The organism is Candidatus Pelagibacter sp. Uisw_134_02 (assembly GCF_047720265.1).
Classification (GTDB): domain Bacteria; phylum Pseudomonadota; class Alphaproteobacteria; order Pelagibacterales; family Pelagibacteraceae; genus Pelagibacter.
The window spans coordinates 1,138,970-1,163,654 of sequence record NZ_CP159813.1; the positions used below are offsets into that span (position 1 = coordinate 1,138,970).

A 24,685-nucleotide genomic window follows, 5' to 3' on the forward strand; every position below is an offset into this window, starting at 1 on the left:
AATATGAAAATACTTTAAGAGTGTATTGCTCTTTTATCTACTGATAAAGCTGCTTCTTTTACAGCTTCTGAGAATGTTGGATGCGCATGACACGTTCTTGCAATATCTTCAGCGCTAGCACCAAACTCCATTGCTACTCCAATTTCTCCAATTAATTCACCTGCATGAGGTCCAATAATATGTGCTCCTAAAACTCTATCTGTTTTTTCATCAGCTAGAACTTTAACAAAGCCTTCTGCTTCATCAATTGCTTTAGCTCTTGAATTTGCCATAAATGAAAATTTACCAATTTTATATTTAGTATTTGCTTCTTTTAATTGTTCTTCTGTTTTCCCAATTGAAGCAACCTCTGGTGTTGTATAAATAACTCCAGGAATAATATCATAATTAACATGTCCTGATTGTCCTGCAATATTTTCTGCAACTGCAATACCTTCGTCCTCAGCTTTGTGAGCAAGCATCGGTCCATCAATTACATCTCCAATAGCATATACATTCTTAATATTTGTTTGAAATGTTTTGTCAGTTTTAATTCTTTTCTTTTCATCTAATTCAACACCAATTGCTTCTAAATTTAAGTTAGTTGTATTAGGCTTTCTACCAACAGATATAAGAACTACATCACAATCAAAATCTGCTTTTTTTCCATCTTTATCTGATGTTGAAACTATAGCACCATTAGCATTTTTTTTAATTCCTTCTACTTTTGTCTGCATATGAAAATTGATTCCTTGTTTCTTTAATATTTTCATAAACTCTGTAGATATTTCTCTATCCATTCCTGGCGTAATATGATCAAGAAATTCTACCACATGAACCTCAGCACCTAATCTAGACCAAACAGATCCCATCTCTAACCCTATATAACCACCGCCAACTACAACCATTTTTTTTGGCACAGTTTCTAAAGTTAATGCTCCTGTTGAAGATACAATTATTTTTTCATCAAATTCAATACCTGGTAATGCAACTGGAACTGACCCCGTGCTAATGACTGTGTTATCTGTTTCAATTATAGTTTCTTTTTTTTGATCATCTAATATTGAGATTTTATTTGCTGATTTGAAACTTCCAGTGCCTTTAAAATAAGCAACTTTATTTTTCTTAAATAAAAATTCCACACCTTTTGTTAATATGGTTACTGCTTTATCCTTATTTTTCATCATTTTCTCAAGATTAAGCTTTACCTCACCCACCTCTATCCCAAGTTTAGAAAAGTTTTGTGCTTTGTAATAATTCTCTGAAATATTTAATAAATTTTTTGAAGGTATGCACCCAACATTTAAACAGGTACCTCCTAATGACCCTCTAGACTCTACGCATGCAGTTTTAAGGCCCAATTGCGCTAATCTTATCGCACACACATAACCTCCTGGACCTCCACCTATTACAACTGCTTGAAATTTATCTGACATTTAAATATTTAAAAATAACCTTCTTGGATCTTCTAAGTTTTCTTTTACCATCTTCAAAAATGAAACTGACTCTTTTCCATCAATAATTCTATGGTCATAAGATAACGCAAGATACATAATGGGTCTAATTTTAATTTCTCCATCAACCACCATTGGTCTTTCCACTATATTATGCATTCCTAATACACCAGATTGAGGTAAATTTAATATTGGAGTAGATAACATCGAACCATAAACACCTCCATTACTGATAGTAAAAGTACCTCCTTGAAGATCTTCTATGGTTATCTTTCCATCTCTTGCTTTTTCAGAAATAGTTTTAATATTTTTTTCAATATCAGCAAATGATAATTGATCTGCATCTCTTAATACTGGAACAACTAATCCTTTTTCAGTTCCTACTGCAAAACTTATATTGTAATAATTTTTATAAATAATTTCATCTCTGTCAATCTCTGCATTCACTGATGGAAAGGTTTTTAAAGCAGCAACACAAGCTTTTACAAAAAAAGACATGAACCCTAATTTAATGCCATACCTATTTTTAAAATCTTCTTGGTTTTCTTTTCTCATTTCCATTATGCTAGTCATGTCAACTTCATTGAATGTTGTTAACAAGGCGGCATTTTCTTGTGCTTGTTTTAATCTTTTTGCAATTGTTTGTCTAAGTCTAGACATTTTAACTCTCTCTTCTTGACCATATTTAATTTTTCTTTCCGATGGCTGAGGATTTTCTCCCATTATACTAATTAAATCACCTTTAAGAATCCTACCTTCTTTGCCAGAGCCGCTAACTTTTTTTAAATCAATTTTATTCTCAGCAGCAATTTTTCTTACTGCTGGTGAAAGTATTTCATTATTTTTATTTGAAGAAGTAGTTTTGTTTTCTTTAACTTCATTAGTTAATATTAATGGTTCTTCTTCTTTAGCTTCTTTAGTTTCTTTAAAAACTTTAGGCATTTCTTTTTTAACTTTTAAATTAATTATATTATTTTCTTCTTTTTTAGGTTCAATTTTTGTAATTATTTTTTTTTCTGAGAGTTGAGTTTCATTTTGACTTATTGTACCAAGTAAAGCTCCGACTTCTACAGTTTCACCATCCAGAGATTCTATTTTAGACAAAATTCCATCTATTGGAGATGGAACTTCTAAATTCACCTTGTCAGTTTCAAGCTCTACAATTGCTTCGTCTACTTCTACTGCATCACCTTCATTTTTAAGCCACTTAGCAACTGTTGCTTCTGTTATGCTCTCACCTAAAACTGGTACTAAAATTTTTTCACTCATTTTTATTCAAAAACCTTGTTGATAATCTCTTGTTGTTGTGAAATATGTCTTTTTGCATACCCTGTTGCTGGAGATGCGTCTGGACTTCTTCCTATATAAGAAATTTCTCTATTATTAGCGTTAATAGTATCTAATGTCCATTGTATATAATCTCTCACTGAAAACCATGCACCCATATTTTTTGGTTCTTCCTGGCACCAATAAAACTTTGCATTTTTTGCATATGGTTTTAGTTCTTTAACAAGAGTTTTTGCAGGAAATGGATATAATTGTTCAATTCTAAATAATATTAAATTATCTTTTTTTAATTTTTCTCTAGCCTCCAATAAATCAAAATAAACTTTACCCGAACACATTATTACTTTTTTAATCTCTGAAGCTTTTCTTAATTTTATAAAACCATTAGATTTTGGGTCGACAGCATGATCCCACAATATTCTATGAAATGAATTTTCTTTACTAAAATCTTCTAAGTTAGAAACGCAATACTTATTTCTTAGTAAAGATTTCGGTGTCATCATAATTAATGGTTTTCTAAAATCTCTATGCATTTGTCTTCTTAAAGCATGAAAATAATTTGCTGGTGTAGTACAATTCATTACTTGCATATTATCATTAGAGCATAATTGTAAAAATCTTTCTAAACGAGCTGATGAGTGTTCTGGACCTTGACCTTCATATCCATGGGGTAACAACAACACTAATCCTGATGCTCTAGTCCATTTTCTTTCTCCTGATGCAATAAATTGATCAATAACAACTTGTGCTCCATTAGCAAAATCTCCAAACTGAGCCTCCCAAATTGTAAGAGTATTTGGCTCAACAAGACTATAGCCATACTCAAAACCTAGAACTGCTAATTCTGACAAAAAGCTATCCACTACTTCAAATTGTTTTTGATTTTTTGAAATATTATTTAAAGGGACATAACGACTATTATTTTTCTGATTTCTTAAAACAGAATGTCGTTGACTAAAAGTTCCTCTGCCAGAATCTTGACCAACCAGCCTGACGGGATATCCCTCTTCTAATAGAGATCCAAATGCCAGCGCTTCTGCAGTTGACCAATCAATTTTTGAACCATTTTTAACTGCTTCTTTTCTTGAGTTTAGTATTTTGATTATCGTTTTATGTAAATTTAATTCTTCAGAAGAAGAATTTATTTTTTCTGAAATCTCTAAAAGTTTTTTAGTATCTGCTCCAGTTATTCCTCTTTTATCTTTTCCTTTTTCAGGTTTGTATGCAGACCACGTTCCTTCAAACCATTCTATTTGGGGTTTATAATTTTTTGCATTTTTAAACTGGTTATCTAGTAAATTTTTAAATTCTTTTATTGAATTTTCTAATATGTCATTAGTAATTGTATTCTCAGCTATCAATTTGTTAGCATAAACTTTTACTGGAGAAGGGTGTGATCTAATTTTTTCATACATCAATGGTTGAGTAAACGATGGTTCGTCTCCCTCATTATGACCAAATCTTCTATAGCAAATCAAATCTATAACCACATCTCTATTAAATTTTAATCTAAACTCTGTTGCAATTCTAGCCGCATAAACAACAGCTTCTGGGTCGTCTCCGTTTGCATGAATAATTGGAGCATCAACCATTTTTGCTACATCAGATGGATAAGGAGAAGATCGTGCAAATCTAGGGCTTGTTGTAAACCCTATTTGGTTGTTAACAATAATGTGAATTGTACCACCAGTGTTATGACCAGGTAATCCTGACATAGCAAAACATTCAGCCACTACTCCCTGGCCTGCAAATGCGGCATCGCCGTGTATCAATATAGGTATTACTTTATTTCTTTCCTTGTCTTTATGAAAAAATTGTTTTGCTCTTGTTTGACCAAGAACTACAGGATTGACTGCCTCCAAATGAGATGGGTTATCTGTTAAACTAACGTGCACAGAATTTCCATCAAAATCTCTATTTGAAGATGCCCCTAGGTGATACTTAACATCTCCCGCTCCCTCCTCTGATGATGCATTAATTTCTCCAGCAAATTCATTAAATATTCTTTTATAAGATTTCTGTAAGACATTTGCTAATACGTTAAGTCTCCCCCTATGAGACATTCCAATCTTAACCTCTTTAACTTCAGACTGACCACTAATTTTAATTATTTGTTCCAAAGCAGGAATTAAACTTTCCCCACCATCTAATCCAAATCTTTTTGTTCCTACATATTTTTTATGAAGAAATTTTTCAAAACCCTCTGCTTGTATTAATTTATTTAAAATTGCCTCTTTACCATTTTTTGTAAAATTCATACTGTCTTTTGACTTTTCAATACGGTCTCTAAACCATTTTCTTTCAGTAGGATTTGATATATGCATATACTCATATCCAATTGATCCACAATATGTTCTTTTTAAAAATGTTAATATTTCTTTAATATTTGATTGATCTTTATTTATAACTCCACCTAAATAAATATTTTTTTGATAATCATCTTTTTTAAAACCAAAAGATTCTGGGTGTAGTTCATCTAAATAATCAGACTCTAACAATCCCAGTGGATCTAGTTTTGCAATAAGATGTCCTCTTTGTCTGTATGATCTAATCATTGATACAGCTTTAATTGAGTCTTCATTTGATCTAGATGAATTTATCTGATTTACATTTATTTGGGGAGTATTTCTGAATAAATTTTCATCTTCTTGTTCAATTTTTTTTTGAAGCTCATCTATATCAATTTTATTTTTTGAAGGTCCCCATGATGGTCCATTGATTTCTTTAGCAATAATATTTAATTCTTCTCCTATGTCTTCAAAATAATCTTTCCAACTTTTTGGTAAATCAGCATCTTTGTTAATAAACTTGAGATACATTCTCTCGATAAAAGCACTATTAGATTTGCTAAGAAATGAAGTTTTTTCGAATTCGAGATTTTTTGATGATGACATCTATTTTATTGATATAATATCTGAAAATTATTTTTCAATTAGATAATTTATTAAATAATGTTTTGCCTAATTCAGATGGCGATTTGGCTATGGTAATTCCACATTCTTCCATCTTTTTAATCTTATCTTGAGCACCACCTTTTCCACCTGATATTATAGCTCCAGCGTGCCCCATTCTTCTTCCTGGTGGTGCTGTTATTCCAGCTACAAATCCAACCATAGGTTTTTTTATTTTATGGTTTTTAACAAATTCAGCTGCTTCTTCTTCTGCAGAGCCACCAATTTCACCTATCATAAGAATAGATTCTGTCTCATCATCATTTAAAAATAAATCTAAACAGTCAATAAAGTTCGTTCCGTTTATTGGATCTCCACCAATTCCTATACAAGTAGATTGTCCTAATCCATTTTCGGTTGTTTGTGCAACTGCTTCGTAAGTTAAAGTTCCAGATCTTGAAACGATCCCCACAGAGCCTTTCTTGTGAATATTTCCAGGCATAATTCCAATCTTACATTCGTCAGGAGTAATTATTCCCGGACAATTAGGTCCTATCAATCTGCTTTTTGAATTAAGTAATTTTTGTTTAACTCTTAGCATATCTTGAATTGGTATGCCTTCTGTTACACATACAATGAGTTTGATCGATGCATCTATAGCCTCAATTATTGCTGCTCCAGCAAATTTTGCTGGCACATAAATCATAGTTGCATCAGCACCAACTTCTTTTTTAGCTTCAGCTACAGTATTAAATACTGGACGATCAAGATGTTTTTGACCTCCTTTTTTGGGAGTTACTCCTCCAACAAGATTAGTTCCATATTCTATTGCTTGTTTAGAATGAAATTCACCATGTTTTCCTGTAAATCCTTGGCATATAACTTTTGTGTTTTTGTTAATTAAAACAGACATATTATTTTATAGCCTCTACTATTTTTTGTGCAGCATCATCTAAATTTTCTGCTGAAATTAATTTTAATCCTGAATTATCTAAAATTTCTTTTCCTTCTTTAAAGTTAGTTCCTGCAAGTCTAACTACTAATGGAACACCTATATTTATTTCTTTGGCAGCATCAACAACGCCTTGGGCAAGGACATCACATCTCATTATTCCACCAAAAATGTTTATTAATATACCTTTAACATTTTTATCTGAAAGAATTATTTTTAAAGCTGCAGAAACTTTTTCTTTTGAAGCTCCACCACCAACATCTAAAAAGTTTGCTGGTTCTTTTCCATATAATTTAATAATGTCCATAGTTGCCATTGCAAGTCCAGCACCATTAACCATACAACCAATACTTCCATCTAATTTTATATATGCAAGATCATGCTTGCTTGCTTCTATTTCTGTAGGATCTTCTTCATTTAAATCTCTTAGCTTCATAATTTCTGGATGTTTAAATAAAGCATTAGAGTCAAAATTTACTTTTGCATCTAGACATACAATTTTTTTTTCTTTGGTTAATATCAATGGGTTGACCTCAACCATATTCGCATCTGTACCAATAAACATCTTAAATAATGATTTAATCAAGGATATTGCTTGTTTTTTTGCATCATCAGTTAGATTAAATATTTTTATTATTTCTTCACAAACTGTGTCTGAAATCTCATCAGCAATTTCTACTTTTGTTGTTATAATTTTTTTAGGTGTTTTATTGGCTACCTCTTCAATATCCATTCCACCTTGATCACTTGATATAAATGCAATTTTTGAACTAGATCTATCAATTAAACAGGATAAATAAAATTCCTTTTCTATATTTGAAGACTCTTCAACATATAATCTTTTAACTTCTCTACCTTCAGGACCAGTTTGGTGAGTTACAAGAATTTTACCAAACAACTCTTTTGCTGCTATAGCTAATTCTTCTATAGTGTTTAAAATTTTAACACCTCCTGCTTTTCCTCTTCCACCTGCATGAATTTGGGCTTTTAATACAAATTTTTCTGTTTTCAGTGATTTTGCTTTTTCCACTAACTCTTCGACATTCAAGGCAAAAATTCCTTCAGGAACTACTGCTCCATATTTTTTTAAAATTTGTTTAGCTTGATGTTCGTGAATATTCATTATTTGGAAAGATCTGGATCTATCTTAGATGCCGCTTTCCAAAGAGCCTTGACAGCATCGATTGAGTGCATAAATTCTTTTTTTTCTTTTTCATCTAAATCTATCTGTTCTATTTTTTCAACACCATTTTTCCCAATTATTACTGGTACACCAGCATAAACATTGCTTACTCCATACTCTCCATTTAATTGAATTGCACATGGTAATAACTTTTTTTCATCTTTTAGATATGCTTCTGCCATTTGTACACCTGATGCTGCAGGAGCATAAAATGCAGATCCTTTTTCTAAATATTTAACAATTTCAGCACCACCGTCTCTTGTCCTTTGGTTAATTTCTTCTAGTCTTTCTAAAGATAACTTTCCTTCTTTAACTATATCTAATAGTGGTTTTCCTGAAACTTTTGTAAATCTTGGCATTGGAACCATTGTGTCTCCGTGACCACCCATTACCATTGCATCTATTTCTTTTACTGGAACATTTAACTCTTCTGATAGAAATAATTTAAATCTCGAGCTATCTAAAATTCCTGCCATTCCAACTATTTTATTTGCTGGTAGTCCTGAAAATTTCTGAAATGCCATTACCATAACATCTAGTGGATTTGTAATACATATAATGAATGCATCAGGTGCATTTTTTTTAATGCCTTCAGCTACTTGTTTAATAATTTTTAAATTAATACCTAATAAGTCGTCTCTACTCATTCCTGGTTTTCTTGGAACTCCTGCGGTAATAATTATTACGTCAGATCCTTTAATGTCATCATAATTATCTGTTCCTGAAAATTTTACACTAAAACCATCAACAGAAGAAGATTGAGCAATATCCAAAGCTTTACCTTTGGCTATGCCACTTGCTACATCGAAAAGAACTACTTCATTAGCTACTTCTTTTGTTCCAATTAAGTGAGCTAAAGTGCCTCCAATTTGACCAGCTCCTATTAAAGATATTTTTTTCATTTTTTTCCTTATTTCATTGTTGGCATGACAAATTCTGCATTAGATCTAATTCCAGATGGCCATCTTGATGTTACTGTTTTAAGTTTTGTATAAAATTTAATTCCTTCAGCTCCGTGCATGGCACTATCTCCAAATAAAGATCTTTTCCATCCACCAAAACTATGGAATGCCATTGGTACTGGTATTGGAACATTAATTCCAACCATACCAACTTGAATTTTGCTAGCAAACGTTCTACCAGCATCACCATCTCTTGTATAAATGCTTACTCCATTACCATATTCATGATCATTAATTAGTTTTGTTGCTTCCTCAAAAGTTTTAACTCTTATAACTGATAAGACTGGGCCAAATATTTCTTCTTTGTAAATTCTCATTTCTTTTTTAACGTGATCAAATAAACAACCACCTATAAAAAAACCATTTTCATATCCTTGAAGTTTTATGTTTCTTCCATCCACAATCAATTTAGCACCCTCTTCAACACCCAGATCAACATAACCTTTTACTTTTTCTAAATGTTCTTTGGTAACTAACGGACCCATCTCAGATGTTTTGTCCATACCTGGTCCTACTTTTAATGCTTCAGCTTTTTTTGATAAACGATCAACTAATTCATCACCTATATCTCCTACGGCTACAGCAACTGATTGAGCCATACACCTTTCTCCGGCCGATCCATATGCTGCACCCATTAATCCATTTACTGCACCATCAAGATCGCAGTCAGGCATTACAACCAAATGGTTTTTTGCACCACCTAAAGCTTGAACTCTTTTTTCATTTTTTGCAGAATTTTCATAAATATATTTTGCAATTGATGTTGAGCCTACAAAACTTACAGCTTTAACATCTTTGTTTGTTAAAATTGCATCAACTGATTCTTTATCTCCATTTACAACATTAAAAACTCCATCTGGCAGTCCAGCTTCTGTTAGCAATTCAGCTAATCTTAGTGGACAGGAAGGGTCTTTTTCTGATGGTTTTAAAATAAATGTATTTCCACATGCAATAGCTAAAGGGAACATCCACATAGGTACCATTGCTGGAAAATTAAATGGTGTAATACCAGCAACAACTCCAAGAGGCTGACGCATTGACCAGCTATCCACATTTGTCCCTACATTTTCTGAAAATTCTCCTTTAAGCAAATTTGGAATTCCGCAGGCAAACTCAACAACTTCTAAACCCCTTGTTAAAGAACCCTTGGCATCTTCGTAAACCTTGCCATGCTCTGACACTATTAGTTTTGTAAGTTCATCAGCATTCTTTTCTATTAATTCTTTAAATTTAAACATTACTCTTGCTCTTTGAAGTGCGGGTTTTAATGACCACGTTTCAAAAGCTTTTTGAGCCACCTCTACAGCTTGATCAAGATCATTCTTGCTAGCTAATCTTACTTCTGATTCTTGTTCGCCTGTTGCGGGGTTAAAAATTTTACTTTTTCTATCAGATGAGCCTGAAATTAGCTTTCCGCCAACAAAATGTTCTAATAAATTCATGAATGCTTTTATTTAAAGGGGTAATTAGCTTGTTGCAAGCATTTTTTTCAATTCAGCTATAGCTTTTGCTGGATTTAGTCCTTTTGGACATGCGCTAGTACAATTCATAATAGTATGACATCTGTATAACTTAAGTTCATCAGCTACTTTTTTTAATCTCTTTTTTCTTTCATCATCTCTACTGTCTACAATCCATCTATAGGCCTGAAGTAAAACTGCAGGGCCCAAATATTTATCACCATTCCACCAATAACTTGGGCAGGATGTTGAGCAACATGCACACATAATACACTCATAGGCACCATCCAATTTTACCCTATCTTCTTTCGTTTGTAATATTTCAGTAGTTTCAACTTTTTGATTTGTTTTCAGCCAAGGTTCAATTGACTCATACTGTTTATATAGCCCACTTAAATCACCTATTAGATCTCTCTTAACTTTTAAATGAGGCAATGGATAAATATTAATATCTCCATCTATTTCTGCATGAGGCTTGGTACACGCTAAACCATTTTTGCCATCCATATTCATTGCACATGAACCACAAACACCATGAGCACACGATCTTCTATAAGCTAACGATGGGTCAATTTCATTTTTGATTTTATTTAGAATATCTAAAACTTTTGAAGGACAATTATCCATATCAACCTCATACGAATCTACTCTTGGGTTTTCACCTGAACTAGGGTCCCACCTATATACATTTACTTTTCTAATATTTTTGGAACCAGTTTTGTCTTTATAATAAATGCCTTTTTTAACTTCTGAGTCTTTAGGTAAATTTATTTGAACCATTAATATACCCGCTCTTGTGGAGGGAAATATTGAACTTCATTTGTTAAAGTTGTTTTATGAACTGGTCTGTAACCAATTTTTGTATCTTTTCCATTACACCAAGCAATAGTATGTTGCATAAATTTTTCATCATCTCTTTTAGGGAAATCTTCTCTAGCATGTGCCCCTCTACTCTCTTGTCTATTATAAGCAGAGTCTACTGTGGTGATTGCCTGTCTTATTAAATTATCAAATTCCAATGTTTCAACTAAATCAGTATTAAAAACAAGTGATTTATCTTTAACAGAAATTGACCCCATAGCATCATATGTTTTTCTGATTTCGGAAACACCTTCTTTAAGAGTTTTTTCTGTTCTAAAGACTGCACATTTTGATTGCATAGTTTTTTGCATGGCAAGTCTCAATTCTGCTGTACTATTTTCTCCATTAGAATTTCTAAGTTTATCAAATCGTTCCAAACATTTTTCTGTTTCAGACTCTCCTATATCTTCATGAGGAGTTCCTGGCTTGACTAGCTCTGCAGCTCTTTTTGCAGCAGCCCTTCCAAATACAACTAAATCTATTAAAGAATTAGAACCCAATCTATTAGCTCCATGAACAGAAACACATGCTGCTTCACCAATCGCCATTAGTCCTGGTACGGTTTTTTCAGAACCATCAACTGTTAGGACCTCAGCTTTATAATTTGTTGGGATTCCCCCCATATTGTAATGAACAGTTGGAACAACAGGTATTGGTTCTTTTGTTACATCAACATTAGCAAATAATCTTGCTGCATCAGAAATTCCTGGAAGTCTTTCGGCAATTACTTTTTTGTCTAAGTGACTTAAATTTAAAAGAACATGATCTTGATCCTTACCTACGCCTCTTCCTTCGTTAATTTCAATAGACATTGATCTGCTCACTACATCTCGAGATGCTAAATCTTTTGCATTAGGAGCATACCTCTCCATAAATCTTTCTCCTTTGGAGTTAATAAGGTATCCACCTTCTCCTCTAACACCTTCTGAAATTAAAGTACCATGACCATAAATTCCTGTAGGATGAAATTGAACAAACTCCATATCTTGTAACGGAAGTCCAGCTCTTAAAACCATTGCATTTCCATCGCCTGTGCATGTGTGAGCCGATGTTGCAGAATAATAAACTTTACCATATCCACCAGTGGCAATTATAGTTGCATGAGCTCTAAACCTATGAATTGTACCATCATTTAAATTCCAAGCTATTAACCCCTTACATTCACCGTCTTTCATTAATAGATCTAGTGCAAAATATTCTATAAAAAATTCTGTGTTATGCTTAAGTGCTTGTCCATAAAGTGTATGAAGAATTGCATGTCCAGTTCTATCAGCCGCTGCACAAGTTCTCTGCACTATTCCATTACCATAATTTTTTGTCATTCCCCCAAAAGGTCTTTGATAAATTTTTCCATCTTCTGTTCTGCTAAATGGAACTCCATATTTTTCTAATTCAATAACTGCTGCAGGAGCTTCTTTACAAAGATACTCAATACTATCCTGATCACCTAACCAATCGGCACCTTTAACAGTATCGTACATGTGCCAACGCCAATCATCTTCACCCATATTTCCTAAAGATGCCGAGATACCTCCTTGAGCAGCAGAAGTATGACTTCTTGTTGGAAATACTTTTGATATACATGCAGTTTTTAATCCTGCCTCACTTAAACCAACAGCAGCCCGCAAGCCAGAGCCACCCGCTCCAAGCACTATTACATCGTATTCATGGTCTATTATTTTGTATGAACTCATTAGTTTAAATTAAATATTACAATAATTGTTATTAATGGCATTATTATAGCAAAAATATTAAGTGCTTTGTTTGCGGCATTTTTGATTTTTTCGTCTTGAATATAGTCTTCAAACACCTCACTAATACTTAAAGCTGAGAAAAAGTAAGCAAATACTAGTGTTAGAGAAACTAAAATTTTAGAAGGCTGAGTAGTTAAAAAATTTACAACCTCAGTATAATCTTTATCAAAAATTGAAATTAGATTTACAATAAACCAAATCATTAAAGGTACTAGAATTGCTGAACTAATTTTCATAAACAGCCATTTTTTTGTTACAGAATTCATTTAAATAAAATTTTTTCCTAATAGATAAAATATAATTGTAAAAAAAATAGATCCAAAAATGACCGCTAAACCTGTAATCTTTGTAGTCTTTAGTTCAAATCCATAACCAAGATCCATCACTAGGTGTCTTATTTCACTCAATGTTTGAAAACTAAATGACCAAGTTAAACAAATAATAATAAATTTTCCAAAAATAGATTGTAAAAAAAATTTTGTTAGATCGTAGTTAGATTCTCCCAATAATAACGAAAAGATCCACAAACAAATTGCTGTTATTGCTAATATATTAACTATCCCTGTAATTCTGTGAGAGATAGAAACCAAAGATGATATATGCCATCTATAAATTTGAATATGTGGTGATAGAGGGTTATTATTATCCATTATTTTTTTTAATTAATAGCTCAGCTATTTCAACTGAATTCAATGCAGCACCTCTTAATAAGTTATCTGAGACTATCCACATATTAATTGTATTCTTTTTTGTTTTATCTTCCCTAATACGAGAAATATAAGTTTCATTTTTACCTTCTGCCTCTAAAGGTGTTATATAACCTCCGTCTTCTCTTTTATCATATACTTCACACCCTTCTGCAACATTTAATAAAGAGTGTATTTTTTCTAAACTAAATGGTTTTTCAAATTCAATATTAACTGACTCGGCGTGAGAAACTAATACTGGAATTCTTACACATGTTGCTGTTAGTTCAATCGTGTCGTCAAGAATCTTCTTTGTTTCATTAACCATCTTTAATTCTTCTTTTGTATAACCGTCATCTGCAAAAACATCTATGTGTGGAATAGCATTAAATGCAATTTGTTTAGTAAAATTTTTAGAATTTATTTTATACTTATCTAATGATAATTTAGTTTGCTCAATCAATTCATCCATTGGTGCTTTACCACCACCAGATACAGATTGATAAGTTGATATAACCACTCTTTTTATATTAAATTCATCATGTAACGGTTTTAGAGCTATTACTAATTGTGCTGTAGAGCAGTTTGGATTAGCAATAATATTTTTTTTTAAAACGTTAATTGCTTCTGGATTTACTTGAGGAACAATTAAAGGAACATCCTTATCCATTCTAAAAAAGCTAGAATTATCAATTATTGTTGTATGTTTTGATGCTTTCTCTGCATATTTTTCTGATATTTTTCCACCAGCTGCAAAAAATGTAATTTCAGCTTTTGAGAAATCGTATGTCTCTAAGTTATAAACTTCATGCTCCTTTCCATTAAAATTTATTTTTTGACCAACACTTCTTGAAGAAGCTACTAAAAATAATTTATCAATTAGAATTTTTTTCTGCTCTAGTACTTCGAGCATTTTTCTTCCAACGTTACCTGTGGCTCCTACAATTGCTATATTCATGATATTATTTAACTTTTATACTAGATGAAGGGTAAATCACAAACGTTTCCGTTAAAGGTATTATCGTTTATCTGAATTTTAAAGCTTTGAGACACTTCCCAATGAGGCTTCTTGATCATTGCTATTCCAATAACCATTTGAAAATGAGGTGAATAACAAGCTGATCTTAATTCACCAATTATATTGTTATTGTCATCATATAAATTTTTTGAACCAGTAAGACTAATTTCTTTTATGTCGATTTTAATTCCCATTAACTTCTTTTTAGGTCCTTTTAATTTTACCTCTTTTAATTTTTCTTTCCCTAAAAATTTTATATCACTATTTAAGCTAACATACTGATCAAAACCACATTCAAATGGGTTGTCGTTGTTATCAAAGTCATTACCATAAGATAGTAGAGCACTCTCAATTCTTTCTATTAAGTTAGGACATCCAGGTCCTACTTTAAATTCTTTTCCCATTTCAAAAAGATGATCATATAATTTTTGACCAGAATCTGTATTTTGGACATAAACTTCATATCCGCCTTGCTTAGACCATCCTGATCTTGCTATTAAATGTTTGGTACCCTCAAAATCAAAATAATCAAATCCAAAGAATTTTAGTTCAGTAATTTTTTTTCCAAAAACTTTTTCCATTAATCCAAATGATTTTGGACCTTGTATTGCCATTATATCAACTATTGGTTCTATAATTTTAACATCAAATTTATGTCCTGAAGCCAATCCTTTAGCAAAAAAAATTACATCTGAGTCTGCTATTGATATCCACCATTTATTTTCATCTAGTTTTAAAACAACTGGATCATTAACTAAATTTCCATTTTCATCTATTATTGGGCAATAATAACATCTGCCAATTTTAGATTTTGATAGATCTCGACATGTCATCAATTGCACTAATTCAGCGGAGTCTTTTCCTGATATTTCTACTTGTCTTTCAGCAGCAACATCCCAAACCTGGACATGTTCTTTTAAATGCCTGTAGCTATCTTCAATTGAGCCAAAAGCAGCTGGCAATAACATATGATTATAAATTGTATATGCTGTAACTCCTTGTTTCTCTATTCTTGAGGTATAGGGAGTGCTTCTTAATCTTCTAGATTTTGCTATTGAAAAGTTTTTCATTTTTTTAAAAATTCAGAGATCTTTTCTCTCATTTCAAAAGCTTTTTCAAACATAATCATATGTCCACAATCTTTTATTATATGTGTCTTTGAATTAGGAATAAGTTCAGCAAATTTCTTACCTTTTTCAAGGTTAACCATCTTATCTAACTCACCAAAAATAAATAATGTGGGACAATTGATTGACTTTAATGCCTCAGATCCATTTTTATAATTATTACAAGCTATAAGATCGGTGGCTAAAATTTCTCTAATATCCTTTGGGGAATTAATAATTTTTTCTACAGGATTGCCCCCAATAAATTTTTTAGAGTTCTCATAGCTCCATTTCATCATTAATTGAACTGCCTTATCATCTCCACTCTCAGCAAGATCTATTAAATCTTGATTAACAGGCATTCTATAAGAGCCACCAACAAATATTAAATTTTTAACTCTTTTTGAATACCTTGACGAATATTCCAATGCTTCCAAACTCCCTTGAGAATGACCTATTATTGTTAATTCAGAAATATTAAGTTGATTAAAAAACTTTTCTAACCAATCTGAAATTTCTTCTATTGATTTTAAACAATCACCTTCAGAATTTCCATGACCTGGTATGTCAATTGCTAAAACATTATAATTTTGATTTGATAAATACTGCTCTGTTAATGACCAAACAATATGTGAGAGCCCACTTCCATGAAGAAAGATTATTGTTTCTTTATTTTTATCAATACCTTGCCCTGCATCTGATGCAAAGACATTCTTGTTATCTACTTGAAAGATCAAATTTGATCCTTGATTTTTTTTCTAAGCTCAAATTTTTGGATTTTTCCTGTTGAAGTTTTTGGTAAATCACAAAAAATAACACTCTTGGGAAGTTTAAATCCTGCCAACGTTTCTCTGCAAAAATCTATTATTTCTTTTTCCGTCACTGGTTTATCTTTAATTAATTCAACAAATGCACATGGTGTTTCACCCCATTTTTCATCTGGTTTAGCAACGACTGCAGCTAATGATACAGATGGATGTTTTGCTATTGCATTTTCAATTTCAATTGAAGAAATATTTTCTCCTCCTGAAATAATAATATCTTTAGATCTATCTTGAATTTTTATATATCCATCAGGATGGGTTACAGCTAAATCTCCAGAGTGAAACCACCCACCGGACATAGCTTTATCGGTTGCTTCTTTATCTTTATAATATCCCTTCATTACAATGTTTCCTCTAATCATAATTTCACCCATAGTTTTTCCATCTTTTGGCACAGGTTTCATTGTCTCAGGATCCATAACCACAGCACCTTCAGTATTAGGATATCTAACTCCTTGTCTTGCTTTAATTTCATTTTTTTTATCTTTATCTAATTCATTCCATTCTTCATTCCATGCGCACTGCAACATATGTCCATAAGTTTCTGTTAGTCCATATACATGCATGACTTCAAACCCTAAATTCTCCATTTTTTCAAAAATAATACTTGGTGGTGGTGCACCTGCAGTCAAAACATTCACTTTTCTCTTTAATTTTTTTTGATCTTCTTTAGGGGTATTAACTATCATATTTAAAACTATTGGTGCCCCTCCAAAATGAGTTACGTCATATTTATCAATTAACTGAAACATTTTTTTTGTATCAATATTTCTAAGGCAAATAATTCTTGCATGTAACATTGAAAGCGTCCATGGATAGCACCATCCATTACAATGAAACATTGGCACAACACATAAAAAATTTAGTCTATTAGGCATATTCCATGCCTGAGTACTTCCGGTTGCCATTAAATATGACCCTCTATGATGATAAACAACGCCCTTAGGGTTACCTGTTGTTCCAGAGGTGTATCCTAGTGAAATCGCTTGCCATTCATCTTTTGGTTTTTTCCATTCATAATTTTCATCTCCACTATTTAGAAAATTTTCATATTCTAATTCACCAATTTTTTTAAAGCTACTTGTGTCTATATCTTTATCATCTATATCAATAATAGTAATTTTATTTTTGACATTCTTTAAAGCTTTAGTAATCACTTCATGAAATTGTCTGTCCACAATTAAAACTTTTGCATCACTATGTTCTAAAATATAACTCACTGTACTTGGATCTAATCTTGTATTGATTGCATTGATTACTGCACCAACCATAGGTATTGAATAATGAGCTTCAAAAATTTCTGGCGTATTAAAAGCCATTATTGAAACTGTATCACCAGTTTTCACACCTAATTTACCTAATGCACTCGCAAACTTAACACATCTTTTATAAACTTCTTGCCAGGTATACGATCTACTTTCATAAACTATGGCTTCATAATTTGGATATATATCTTTTGTTCTTTCTATAAATGTTAAAGGCGATAATGGAACGTAGTTAGCCTCATTTTTATCTAAATTTTTATCATAATGACTCATATTAATTAAATTTGAAATTCATTATATAGTCACTTCCTGATGTAGCAGTTTTAAAATGACTTTCAGCTCTTGGTAAAACTCTTTTAAAATAAAAATTTGCTGTTTGTATCTTATCTTCGTAAAAGTCTTTATTTTGTTCATAATCTTTAAAACTAACTTCTAAAACTTTTATCCATGCATGAGCTATAGAGATAAATCCTAATGCTTTTAAATAGTCATTACATGCTGCACTTGCGTCGTCTTTTGAGTTTTCTATTTTTTCCTTAATCCAAGATGTAAATTTAGATAAAATTTCTAAATTCATTTTTAAATCATCCGTAAAAGGTTTTAATTTTTCATTTTCACTATCACAGTCATTTTTGACCATTTCGATATATTTGTTAATTATATCACCATTTTTATTTACCAATTTTCTGAAAACTAAATCTGCTGCTTGAATAGAATTGGTTCCCTCATAGATTGGGGTAATTCTATTATCTCTATATAATTGTTCTATTCCTTGATCTTTTGTATATCCATAACCACCATGAACCTGCATTGCGTCACTTGTTATTTCCATTCCCATATCACTAAACATCGTTTTAACTACAGGCGTCATTAAAGAAACAAGGTCTGAAGCTTCCTGCTTTATTTTTTCATCAGGATGGTAAAGGCTAACTTCTGTTTGTTGAGATAACCAAAAACATAAAGCTCGTTCACCTTCAATTATAGATTTCATATTTAACAAAGATTTTCTAATATCAGCATGCTCAATTATAAAATCAGCACCATTGGTTGATTTCGTATTATTTGTTTTTCCTTGTTTTCTTTCTTTTGCATAGCTTAAAGAATTTTGATACGCAATTTCAGAAATTCCCAAGCCTTGAATTCCAACAACAATTCTCTCTAAATTCATCATAGTAAACATTGCATTTAACCCTTTATTTTTTGATCCAATCATATAACCAGTTGCATCATCAAAATTTAATACACAAGTAGCAGAGCCTTTAATTCCCATCTTACTTTCTATAGATCCTGTGGACACTCCATTTCTAGCTCCAATAGATCTATCCTCATTTACAAAAAATTTAGGTACTAAAAATAAACTTATTCCTTTTGTCCCTGCTGGAGAGTCAGCTGCTCTTGCAATAACTAAATGAATGATATTTTCTGTTAAATCTTGATCACCTGAAGTAATAAAAATTTTCTGTCCACTTAATTTAAAAGTTCCATCTGACTGTTCTACTGCCTTCGTTTTTAAAAGACCTAAATCTGTTCCACAAACTGGTTCTGTTAGACACATTGTGCCACTCCATTTACCTTCAACCATTTTTGGAAGATATTTTTCCTTTATTTCATCTGTGGCATGGTGAGAAATACAATTGTACGCACCTATACTTAGTTCACTATAGAGCTTAAATGATAGACTTGCAGATGATAACATTTCATCAAAAAAAGCACTTACAGTTTTTGGCATTCCTTGTCCACCATATTTGGGATCACATGAAAGTGAGGTCCATCCATCTTCAATATATTTTAAATACGCTTCTTTATAACCAGGAGGTGTTCTCACTACTCCATTCTCTAGAACTGTAGGATTTTCATCACCTGATTTTGCTAATGGCAATATTAGATTTTGATTAATCTTAGCAGCTTCTTCTAAAATATCTTTTACTAGTTCTGAGTTAACTTCTTTATATTTTTCAAGATCATTATAATCTTTGTTATTTCTTAATTTATCAAAAAGAAACATCATATCTTCTACTGGTGCAGTATAATTTGGCATCTGGGAACTTTAGGATAAATAATTAATTATTGCAATTTTGAAATTATCGCATCACCCATAGCTGATGTTGATGCTTCTTTTTTTCCTTCAGAAATAATATCTTTAGTTCTAAGGCCATCGTTTAATACATCTTGAACAGCTTTTTCTAAAGTATCTGCCTCATTATCTAGATCTAATGAGTATCTTAATGCCATTGCAAAACTTAAAATTGATGCAATCGGATTAGCAATATCTTTGCCAGCTATATCTGGGGCTGATCCATGAATAGGTTCATACATCGCTCTCATCTCACCTTCTTTATTTTTTGCTCCAAGTGAAGCGGATGGAAGTAAGCCTAGGGAACCAGTTAACATTGAGGCTTGGTCTGAAAGCATGTCTCCAAATAAATTATCGGTAACAATGACATCAAATTGTTTTGGATTTCTTAATAATTGCATTGCACAGTTATCTGCAAGCATATGAATTAACTCAACGTCTTTATATTCTTTGTCATGAAGCTCTTGAACCTCTTCTTTCCAAAGTTGTCCTGCTTCCATTACATTTGATTTTTCACAAGAAGTAACTTTATTAGATCTTTTCTTAGCTAAATCAAAAGCTACCTTAGCTACTCTGACTATTTCACTCGTTGTATAAGAGTGAGTATTAATCCCTTTTCTTTCACCATTTTCTATTGGTTTAATTCCTCTTGGTTCTCCAAAATAAATTCCACCTGTTAATTCTCTAACAATCATTATGTCTAAACCTGAAACAATTTCTGGTTTTAGAGTTGATGCATCTACTAGTTGCTCAAAACAAATTGCTGGTCTTAAATTTGCAAATAATTTTAATTCTTTTCTTAATTTTAATAGAGCTCTTTCAGGTTTTTTTGAAAAATCTAAATCATCCCATTTAGGGCCACCAACAGCACCTAACATTACAACCTCACTTTCTAGAGCTTTGTAAAAAACCTCATCTGTAATTGGTGATCCATGTTTATCATAAGAACAACCACCAGCTAAGTCTTGATCAATTTCAAAATCTAAAGATTTATTTGAATTAAACCATTGAATAACTTTTTTTACTTCTTGAATAACTTCAGGTCCAATACCATCACCCGGTAAAAGTAAAATTTTTCTTTTTTTAACTTTAATCATTAAATATCCATGGTTTGTTATTTTTTAAATTTTCCTCAAAATTATCAATTTTTTCTTTTTTAGCCAATGAAAGTGCAATATCGTCAAGTCCTTCTAATAAACAATTTTTCTTAAATGGATCAACATCAAATTTGATTTCACTATTTCCAAAAATAATTTTTTCTTCTTTTAAATCTATTGATATCTCTTCTTTTCTTTTTGAATATTCTGATAATTCTTTAATTTTTTCTTCTGGTAAAATAATTGGTAAAATTCCATTTTTAAAACAGTTACTGTAAAAAATATCAGCATAACTTGAGCTTATCACACATGTAATTCCAAAATCTAAAAGTGCCCAAGGAGCATGCTCCCTTGATGAACCACAACCAAAGTTTTTTCCTGCAATCAATATTTTTGATTGATTGTGAGGTTCTTTATTAAGAATAAAGTCTTTAACCTCATTTCCATTTTCATCATATCTCATTTCAAAAAATAAATTTTTTCCTAACCCTGTTCTTTTTATTGTTTTAAGAAACTGTTTTGGAATAATCATATCTGTATCAATATTTACTATTGGTAAATATGCTGGGATACTTGTAAGTGAGTTAAATTTTTGCATTTTAATTTTGATACTTTCTTACATCATCTAGGTTTCCAGAAATTGCTGCTGCTGCTGCCATTCCAGGGCTTACTAAATGTGTTCGTCCACCTCTGCCTTGTCTTCCTTCAAAATTTCTATTTGAGGTCGAGGCACATCTTTCTTGTGGTTTTAATTTATCTGCATTCATTGCAAGACACATAGAACAACCAGGCTCTCTCCATTCAAAACCAGATTCTATAAATATTTTGTCTAAGCCTTCCTGTTCTGCTTGTTCTTTAACTAAACCTGAGCCTGGAACAACCATTGCATGCACGTGTGACGCTTTCTTTTTGTCTTTTAATATTTTTGCAGCTTCTCTTAGATCTTCAATTCTACCATTTGTACAACTTCCTATGAAGACTTTGTCAATTTTAATATCGGTAGCTAATGTATCAGCTTTTAGCCCCATGTAATTTAATGATCTTTCTATAGAATTTTTTTTATCTTCATCTTGTTCATTTTTAGGATTTGGAACTTTGCCATCGATTGTGATTACATCTTGAGGAGAAGTTCCCCAAGTGATCATAGGTAAAATATCTTCAGCAACTATATTAATTTCTTTATGAAATTTTGCTCCATTATCAGTTTTTAAGTTTTCCCAATATTTCATAGCTTTGTCCCAATTTTTATTTTTTGGAGACATTGGTTTACCTTTTAAATACTCAAATATTTTTTCATCTGGAGCTATTAGTCCTGCTCTTGCTCCTCCTTCAATAGTCATATTACAAATTGTCATTCTCTGCTCTACGCTTAAAGATGATATCAAACTACCTGCATACTCAATAACAGATCCCGTTCCTCCTGCAGTCCCAATGTTTCCAATAATCTGTAAAATTACATCTTTGGAAGTGACTCCAATACGAAGTTTTCCATTAACATTAATTCTAAAATTTTTTGCTTTTTTTTGAACTAATGTTTGCGTTGCTAGAACGTGTTCTACTTCTGAGGTTCCAATCCCAAAAGCTAAAGCACCAAATGCACCATGTGTTGCTGTATGACTATCTCCACAAACAATTATAGTTCCTGGCTGAGTAAAACCTTGTTCAGGACCAATTATATGAACAATTCCTTGTCTCTTGTCATCCATTCCTAAGTATTGAACTCCAAATTCTTTACAATTATTTTCCAAAGTATCTACCTGAATTTTAGATTCTTGATCTGCTATTCCTTTAGATCTATCAGTAGTTGGAACGTTATGATCTGCAACTGCTAGTGTTAAACTGGGTTGTCTGACTTTTCTGTTGGAATTTCTTAATCCTTCAAAAGCTTGTGGGCTTGTCACTTCATGGACTAAATGTCGATCTACAAACAATAGTGCTGTACCATCATCTTGTTGATCAACTAAATGATCATTCCAAATTTTATCGTAAAGGGTTAAAGGCATTGAAAAAAAAGCTATTTTTTTTCTTCTGATTTTTCTAGTTTTGGTTCTGCTTGAACATCTGGTTTTTTTTCAGGTTCTGCTTGAACATCTGGTTTTATTTTAGGTTCTGCAGCAACCGGTGCTAAAGTTTCTTCAGTTACAATTTCAGGTTTAACATCAACCTCTATACCTATTTTTTTTCTAATTTTTTCTGCAATTCTAGCTGATTTACCTGTTCTATCTCTTAAGTAATATAATTTGGCTCTTCTTACTTTTCCATGCCTAATAACTGTTATTGTATCAATAACTGTTCCATATAAAGGGAATGTTCTTTCAACACCTTCCCCAAAAGAAATTTTTCTAACTGTAAATGAGGAATTTAAATCTCTATTTTTTCTTGCTATGCAAACACCTTCAAAATATTGAATTCTGTCTTTTTTACCCTCTGTAATTCTTACACCAACCTTTATAACATCACCTGGAAAAAATTCTGGTATTTTTTTTTCAGCAAGTATTTGTTTAACGTTAAATTGGTTTATTTCTTCTATTGTTTTCATAGTAATATTTATCAAACTAATTTTTCTTATATTTCTTCCACAAATCTGGTCTTCGGACGCGTGTTATAGCCTCTGATTGTGATAAACGCCAGTCTTTAATTTTGTTGTGATCCCCTGATAATAACACTTCAGGGACACTATTTTCCTCCCAAATTTGAGGTTTTGTATACTGAGGATACTCTAAAAGGCCATTTTCAAAACTCTCATCTGTTTTTGACTGCTCATTTCCTAACACTCCAGGCAATAATCTTAGGATACTATCTAATACAACAAAAGATGCTGTTTCACCTCCTGATAAAATGAAGTCTCCAATGCTAAGCTCTTCTATATTTCTTGTTGATAATATTCTTTCATCAACACCTTCAAAATGACCACATATTAAACTGATTGATTTTTCTTTTGAAAGTTCTAGTGCTAATTTTTGATCAAGTTTTTTTCCTTTAGGAGATAAATAAAAAATTCTTTCTCCTTGTTTTTTATTTTGATCTATTGATTTTGCCAAAATATCAGCTTTCAACAACATTCCTGATCCACCACCAAAAGGCGTGTCGTCAACAGTCTTATGTTTATCTTCAGCTGAGTCTCTTATATTTACAACTTTTAGATCCCAGAGTTTATTTAATAAAGCTTTTCCATAAAGCCCTTTACTTAAAGGGCCTGGAAAAATGTCTGGGTAAAGTGTGAATATCTGAGCTTGCCACATGAAACCAGTTATTTAACCTCTTCCTTTGGAGCTTCTGCTTTAGGAGCTTCTGCTTTAGGAGCTTCTGCTTTAGGAGCTTCTGCTTTAGGAGCTTCTGCTTTAGGAGCTTCTGCTTTAGGAGCTTCTGCTTTAGGAGCTTCTGCTTTAGGAGCTTCTGCTTTAGGAGCTTCTGCTTTAGGAGCTTCTGCTTTAGGAGCTTCTGCTTTAGGAGCTTCTGCTTTAGGAGCTTCTGCTTTAGGAGCTTCTGCTTTAGGAGCTTCTGCTTTAGGAGCTTCTTCTCCTTCTTTTTTTCTTTCCTTTTTTGGAATAGCTTTGCTTGGATTGCTACCATTTGCAGGCATTGCCATAATATCATTTTCACCTAAAATTCTTGCAACTCTAGTTGTTGGTTGAGCACCTTGACCTAACCAATATTTTATTCTTTCGGCTTCCAACCCAACTCTTTCTTTTTTATCTTTTGGTAAAAGAGGATTAAAGAATCCTACTTTCTCAATAAATTTTCCATCTCTTGCACGACGACTGTCGGCTATAACCACTTTATATACTGGTCTTTTCTTTGTTCCACCTCTTGATAGTCTTATTTTTAACAT

The 24,685-nt window shown here is 32.1% G+C and carries 22 protein-coding genes; all 22 read right to left on the reverse strand.

Annotated elements, in window-relative coordinates; all coding sequences use genetic code 11:
* Positions 1-14: 14 nt before the first annotated feature.
* Genes lpdA through rpsP form a run of 22 tightly spaced genes read right to left on the reverse strand, consistent with a single transcriptional unit; the run spans position 15 to position 24,685 of the window.
* Positions 15-1,415: a dihydrolipoyl dehydrogenase gene (gene lpdA, locus ABXT56_RS06220; RefSeq protein ID WP_415299844.1), complete on the reverse strand. Its 1,401-nt coding sequence runs from the start codon at positions 1,413-1,415 to the stop codon at positions 15-17.
* Positions 1,416-2,702, reverse strand: coding sequence for a 2-oxoglutarate dehydrogenase complex dihydrolipoyllysine-residue succinyltransferase (gene odhB / locus ABXT56_RS06225; protein ID WP_415299845.1), 1,287 nt, complete (start codon positions 2,700-2,702; stop codon positions 1,416-1,418).
* A gap of 2 nt (positions 2,703-2,704) precedes the next feature.
* Positions 2,705-5,614, reverse strand: coding sequence for a 2-oxoglutarate dehydrogenase E1 component (locus ABXT56_RS06230; protein WP_415299846.1), 2,910 nt, complete (start codon positions 5,612-5,614; stop codon positions 2,705-2,707).
* 34 nt (positions 5,615-5,648) lie between these two features.
* Positions 5,649-6,524 carry a succinate--CoA ligase subunit alpha gene (sucD, locus tag ABXT56_RS06235; protein WP_415299847.1) on the reverse strand — a complete coding sequence of 292 codons (876 nt, stop codon included), beginning with the start codon at positions 6,522-6,524 and terminating at the stop codon, positions 5,649-5,651.
* 1 nt (position 6,525) lies between these two features.
* Positions 6,526-7,686 carry an ADP-forming succinate--CoA ligase subunit beta gene (gene sucC / locus ABXT56_RS06240; protein ID WP_415299848.1) on the reverse strand — a complete coding sequence of 387 codons (1,161 nt, stop codon included), beginning with the start codon at positions 7,684-7,686 and terminating at the stop codon, positions 6,526-6,528.
* Positions 7,686-8,648, reverse strand: a complete 963-nt coding sequence (mdh, locus tag ABXT56_RS06245; RefSeq protein ID WP_415299849.1) for a malate dehydrogenase — start codon at positions 8,646-8,648, stop codon at positions 7,686-7,688. The genes sucC and mdh overlap by 1 nt, the downstream gene beginning before the upstream one ends.
* Before the next feature lie 8 nt (positions 8,649-8,656).
* Complete coding sequence (locus ABXT56_RS06250; RefSeq protein WP_415299850.1) at positions 8,657-10,150, reverse strand: CoA-acylating methylmalonate-semialdehyde dehydrogenase; 1,494 nt, start codon at positions 10,148-10,150, stop codon at positions 8,657-8,659.
* A gap of 24 nt (positions 10,151-10,174) precedes the next feature.
* Positions 10,175-10,948 carry a succinate dehydrogenase iron-sulfur subunit gene (locus tag ABXT56_RS06255; RefSeq protein WP_415299851.1) on the reverse strand — a complete coding sequence of 258 codons (774 nt, stop codon included), beginning with the start codon at positions 10,946-10,948 and terminating at the stop codon, positions 10,175-10,177.
* Positions 10,948-12,723, reverse strand: a complete 1,776-nt coding sequence (sdhA, locus tag ABXT56_RS06260; RefSeq protein ID WP_415299852.1) for a succinate dehydrogenase flavoprotein subunit — start codon at positions 12,721-12,723, stop codon at positions 10,948-10,950. Before sdhA ends, ABXT56_RS06255 begins: the two co-directional genes overlap by 1 nt.
* On the reverse strand, positions 12,723-13,049 hold the full coding sequence (gene sdhD, locus ABXT56_RS06265; protein ID WP_415299853.1) for a succinate dehydrogenase, hydrophobic membrane anchor protein: 327 nt from the start codon (positions 13,047-13,049) through the stop codon (positions 12,723-12,725). The genes sdhA and sdhD overlap by 1 nt, the downstream gene beginning before the upstream one ends.
* On the reverse strand, positions 13,050-13,433 hold the full coding sequence (gene sdhC / locus ABXT56_RS06270) for a succinate dehydrogenase, cytochrome b556 subunit (protein WP_415299854.1): 384 nt from the start codon (positions 13,431-13,433) through the stop codon (positions 13,050-13,052).
* Positions 13,426-14,427 carry an aspartate-semialdehyde dehydrogenase gene (locus ABXT56_RS06275; protein WP_415299855.1) on the reverse strand — a complete coding sequence of 334 codons (1,002 nt, stop codon included), beginning with the start codon at positions 14,425-14,427 and terminating at the stop codon, positions 13,426-13,428. The genes sdhC and ABXT56_RS06275 overlap by 8 nt, the downstream gene beginning before the upstream one ends.
* A gap of 20 nt (positions 14,428-14,447) precedes the next feature.
* Entirely contained in the window at positions 14,448-15,557 is a 1,110-nt protein-coding gene (locus ABXT56_RS06280) for a dimethylsulfoniopropionate demethylase (RefSeq protein ID WP_415299856.1), read from the reverse strand.
* Positions 15,554-16,330 carry an alpha/beta fold hydrolase gene (locus tag ABXT56_RS06285; RefSeq protein WP_415299857.1) on the reverse strand — a complete coding sequence of 259 codons (777 nt, stop codon included), beginning with the start codon at positions 16,328-16,330 and terminating at the stop codon, positions 15,554-15,556. Before ABXT56_RS06285 ends, ABXT56_RS06280 begins: the two co-directional genes overlap by 4 nt.
* Positions 16,327-17,955 carry an acyl-CoA synthetase gene (locus ABXT56_RS06290; RefSeq protein ID WP_415299858.1) on the reverse strand — a complete coding sequence of 543 codons (1,629 nt, stop codon included), beginning with the start codon at positions 17,953-17,955 and terminating at the stop codon, positions 16,327-16,329. The genes ABXT56_RS06285 and ABXT56_RS06290 overlap by 4 nt, the downstream gene beginning before the upstream one ends.
* 1 nt (position 17,956) lies before the next feature.
* A complete protein-coding gene (locus ABXT56_RS06295; protein ID WP_415299859.1) occupies positions 17,957-19,720 on the reverse strand; it encodes an acyl-CoA dehydrogenase family protein in 1,764 nt (587 codons plus the stop codon).
* A gap of 26 nt (positions 19,721-19,746) precedes the next feature.
* Positions 19,747-20,853: a 3-isopropylmalate dehydrogenase gene (gene leuB, locus ABXT56_RS06300; RefSeq protein ID WP_415299860.1), complete on the reverse strand. Its 1,107-nt coding sequence runs from the start codon at positions 20,851-20,853 to the stop codon at positions 19,747-19,749.
* Entirely contained in the window at positions 20,846-21,451 is a 606-nt protein-coding gene (gene leuD, locus ABXT56_RS06305) for a 3-isopropylmalate dehydratase small subunit (protein WP_415299861.1), read from the reverse strand. The genes leuB and leuD overlap by 8 nt, the downstream gene beginning before the upstream one ends.
* A 1-nt stretch (position 21,452) precedes the next feature.
* Positions 21,453-22,856 carry a 3-isopropylmalate dehydratase large subunit gene (leuC, locus tag ABXT56_RS06310; protein ID WP_415299862.1) on the reverse strand — a complete coding sequence of 468 codons (1,404 nt, stop codon included), beginning with the start codon at positions 22,854-22,856 and terminating at the stop codon, positions 21,453-21,455.
* Positions 22,857-22,867: 11 nt separating this feature from the next.
* The gene (gene rplS / locus ABXT56_RS06315) at positions 22,868-23,392 is read right to left on the reverse strand and encodes a 50S ribosomal protein L19 (protein ID WP_415299863.1); all 525 of its coding nucleotides are present in this window, start codon (positions 23,390-23,392) and stop codon (positions 22,868-22,870) included.
* A 16-nt stretch (positions 23,393-23,408) separates the two neighbouring features.
* Positions 23,409-24,095, reverse strand: a complete 687-nt coding sequence (gene trmD, locus ABXT56_RS06320) for a tRNA (guanosine(37)-N1)-methyltransferase TrmD (RefSeq protein ID WP_415299864.1) — start codon at positions 24,093-24,095, stop codon at positions 23,409-23,411.
* Positions 24,096-24,103: 8 nt separating this feature from the next.
* Complete coding sequence (gene rpsP / locus ABXT56_RS06325) at positions 24,104-24,685, reverse strand: 30S ribosomal protein S16 (protein WP_415299865.1); 582 nt, start codon at positions 24,683-24,685, stop codon at positions 24,104-24,106.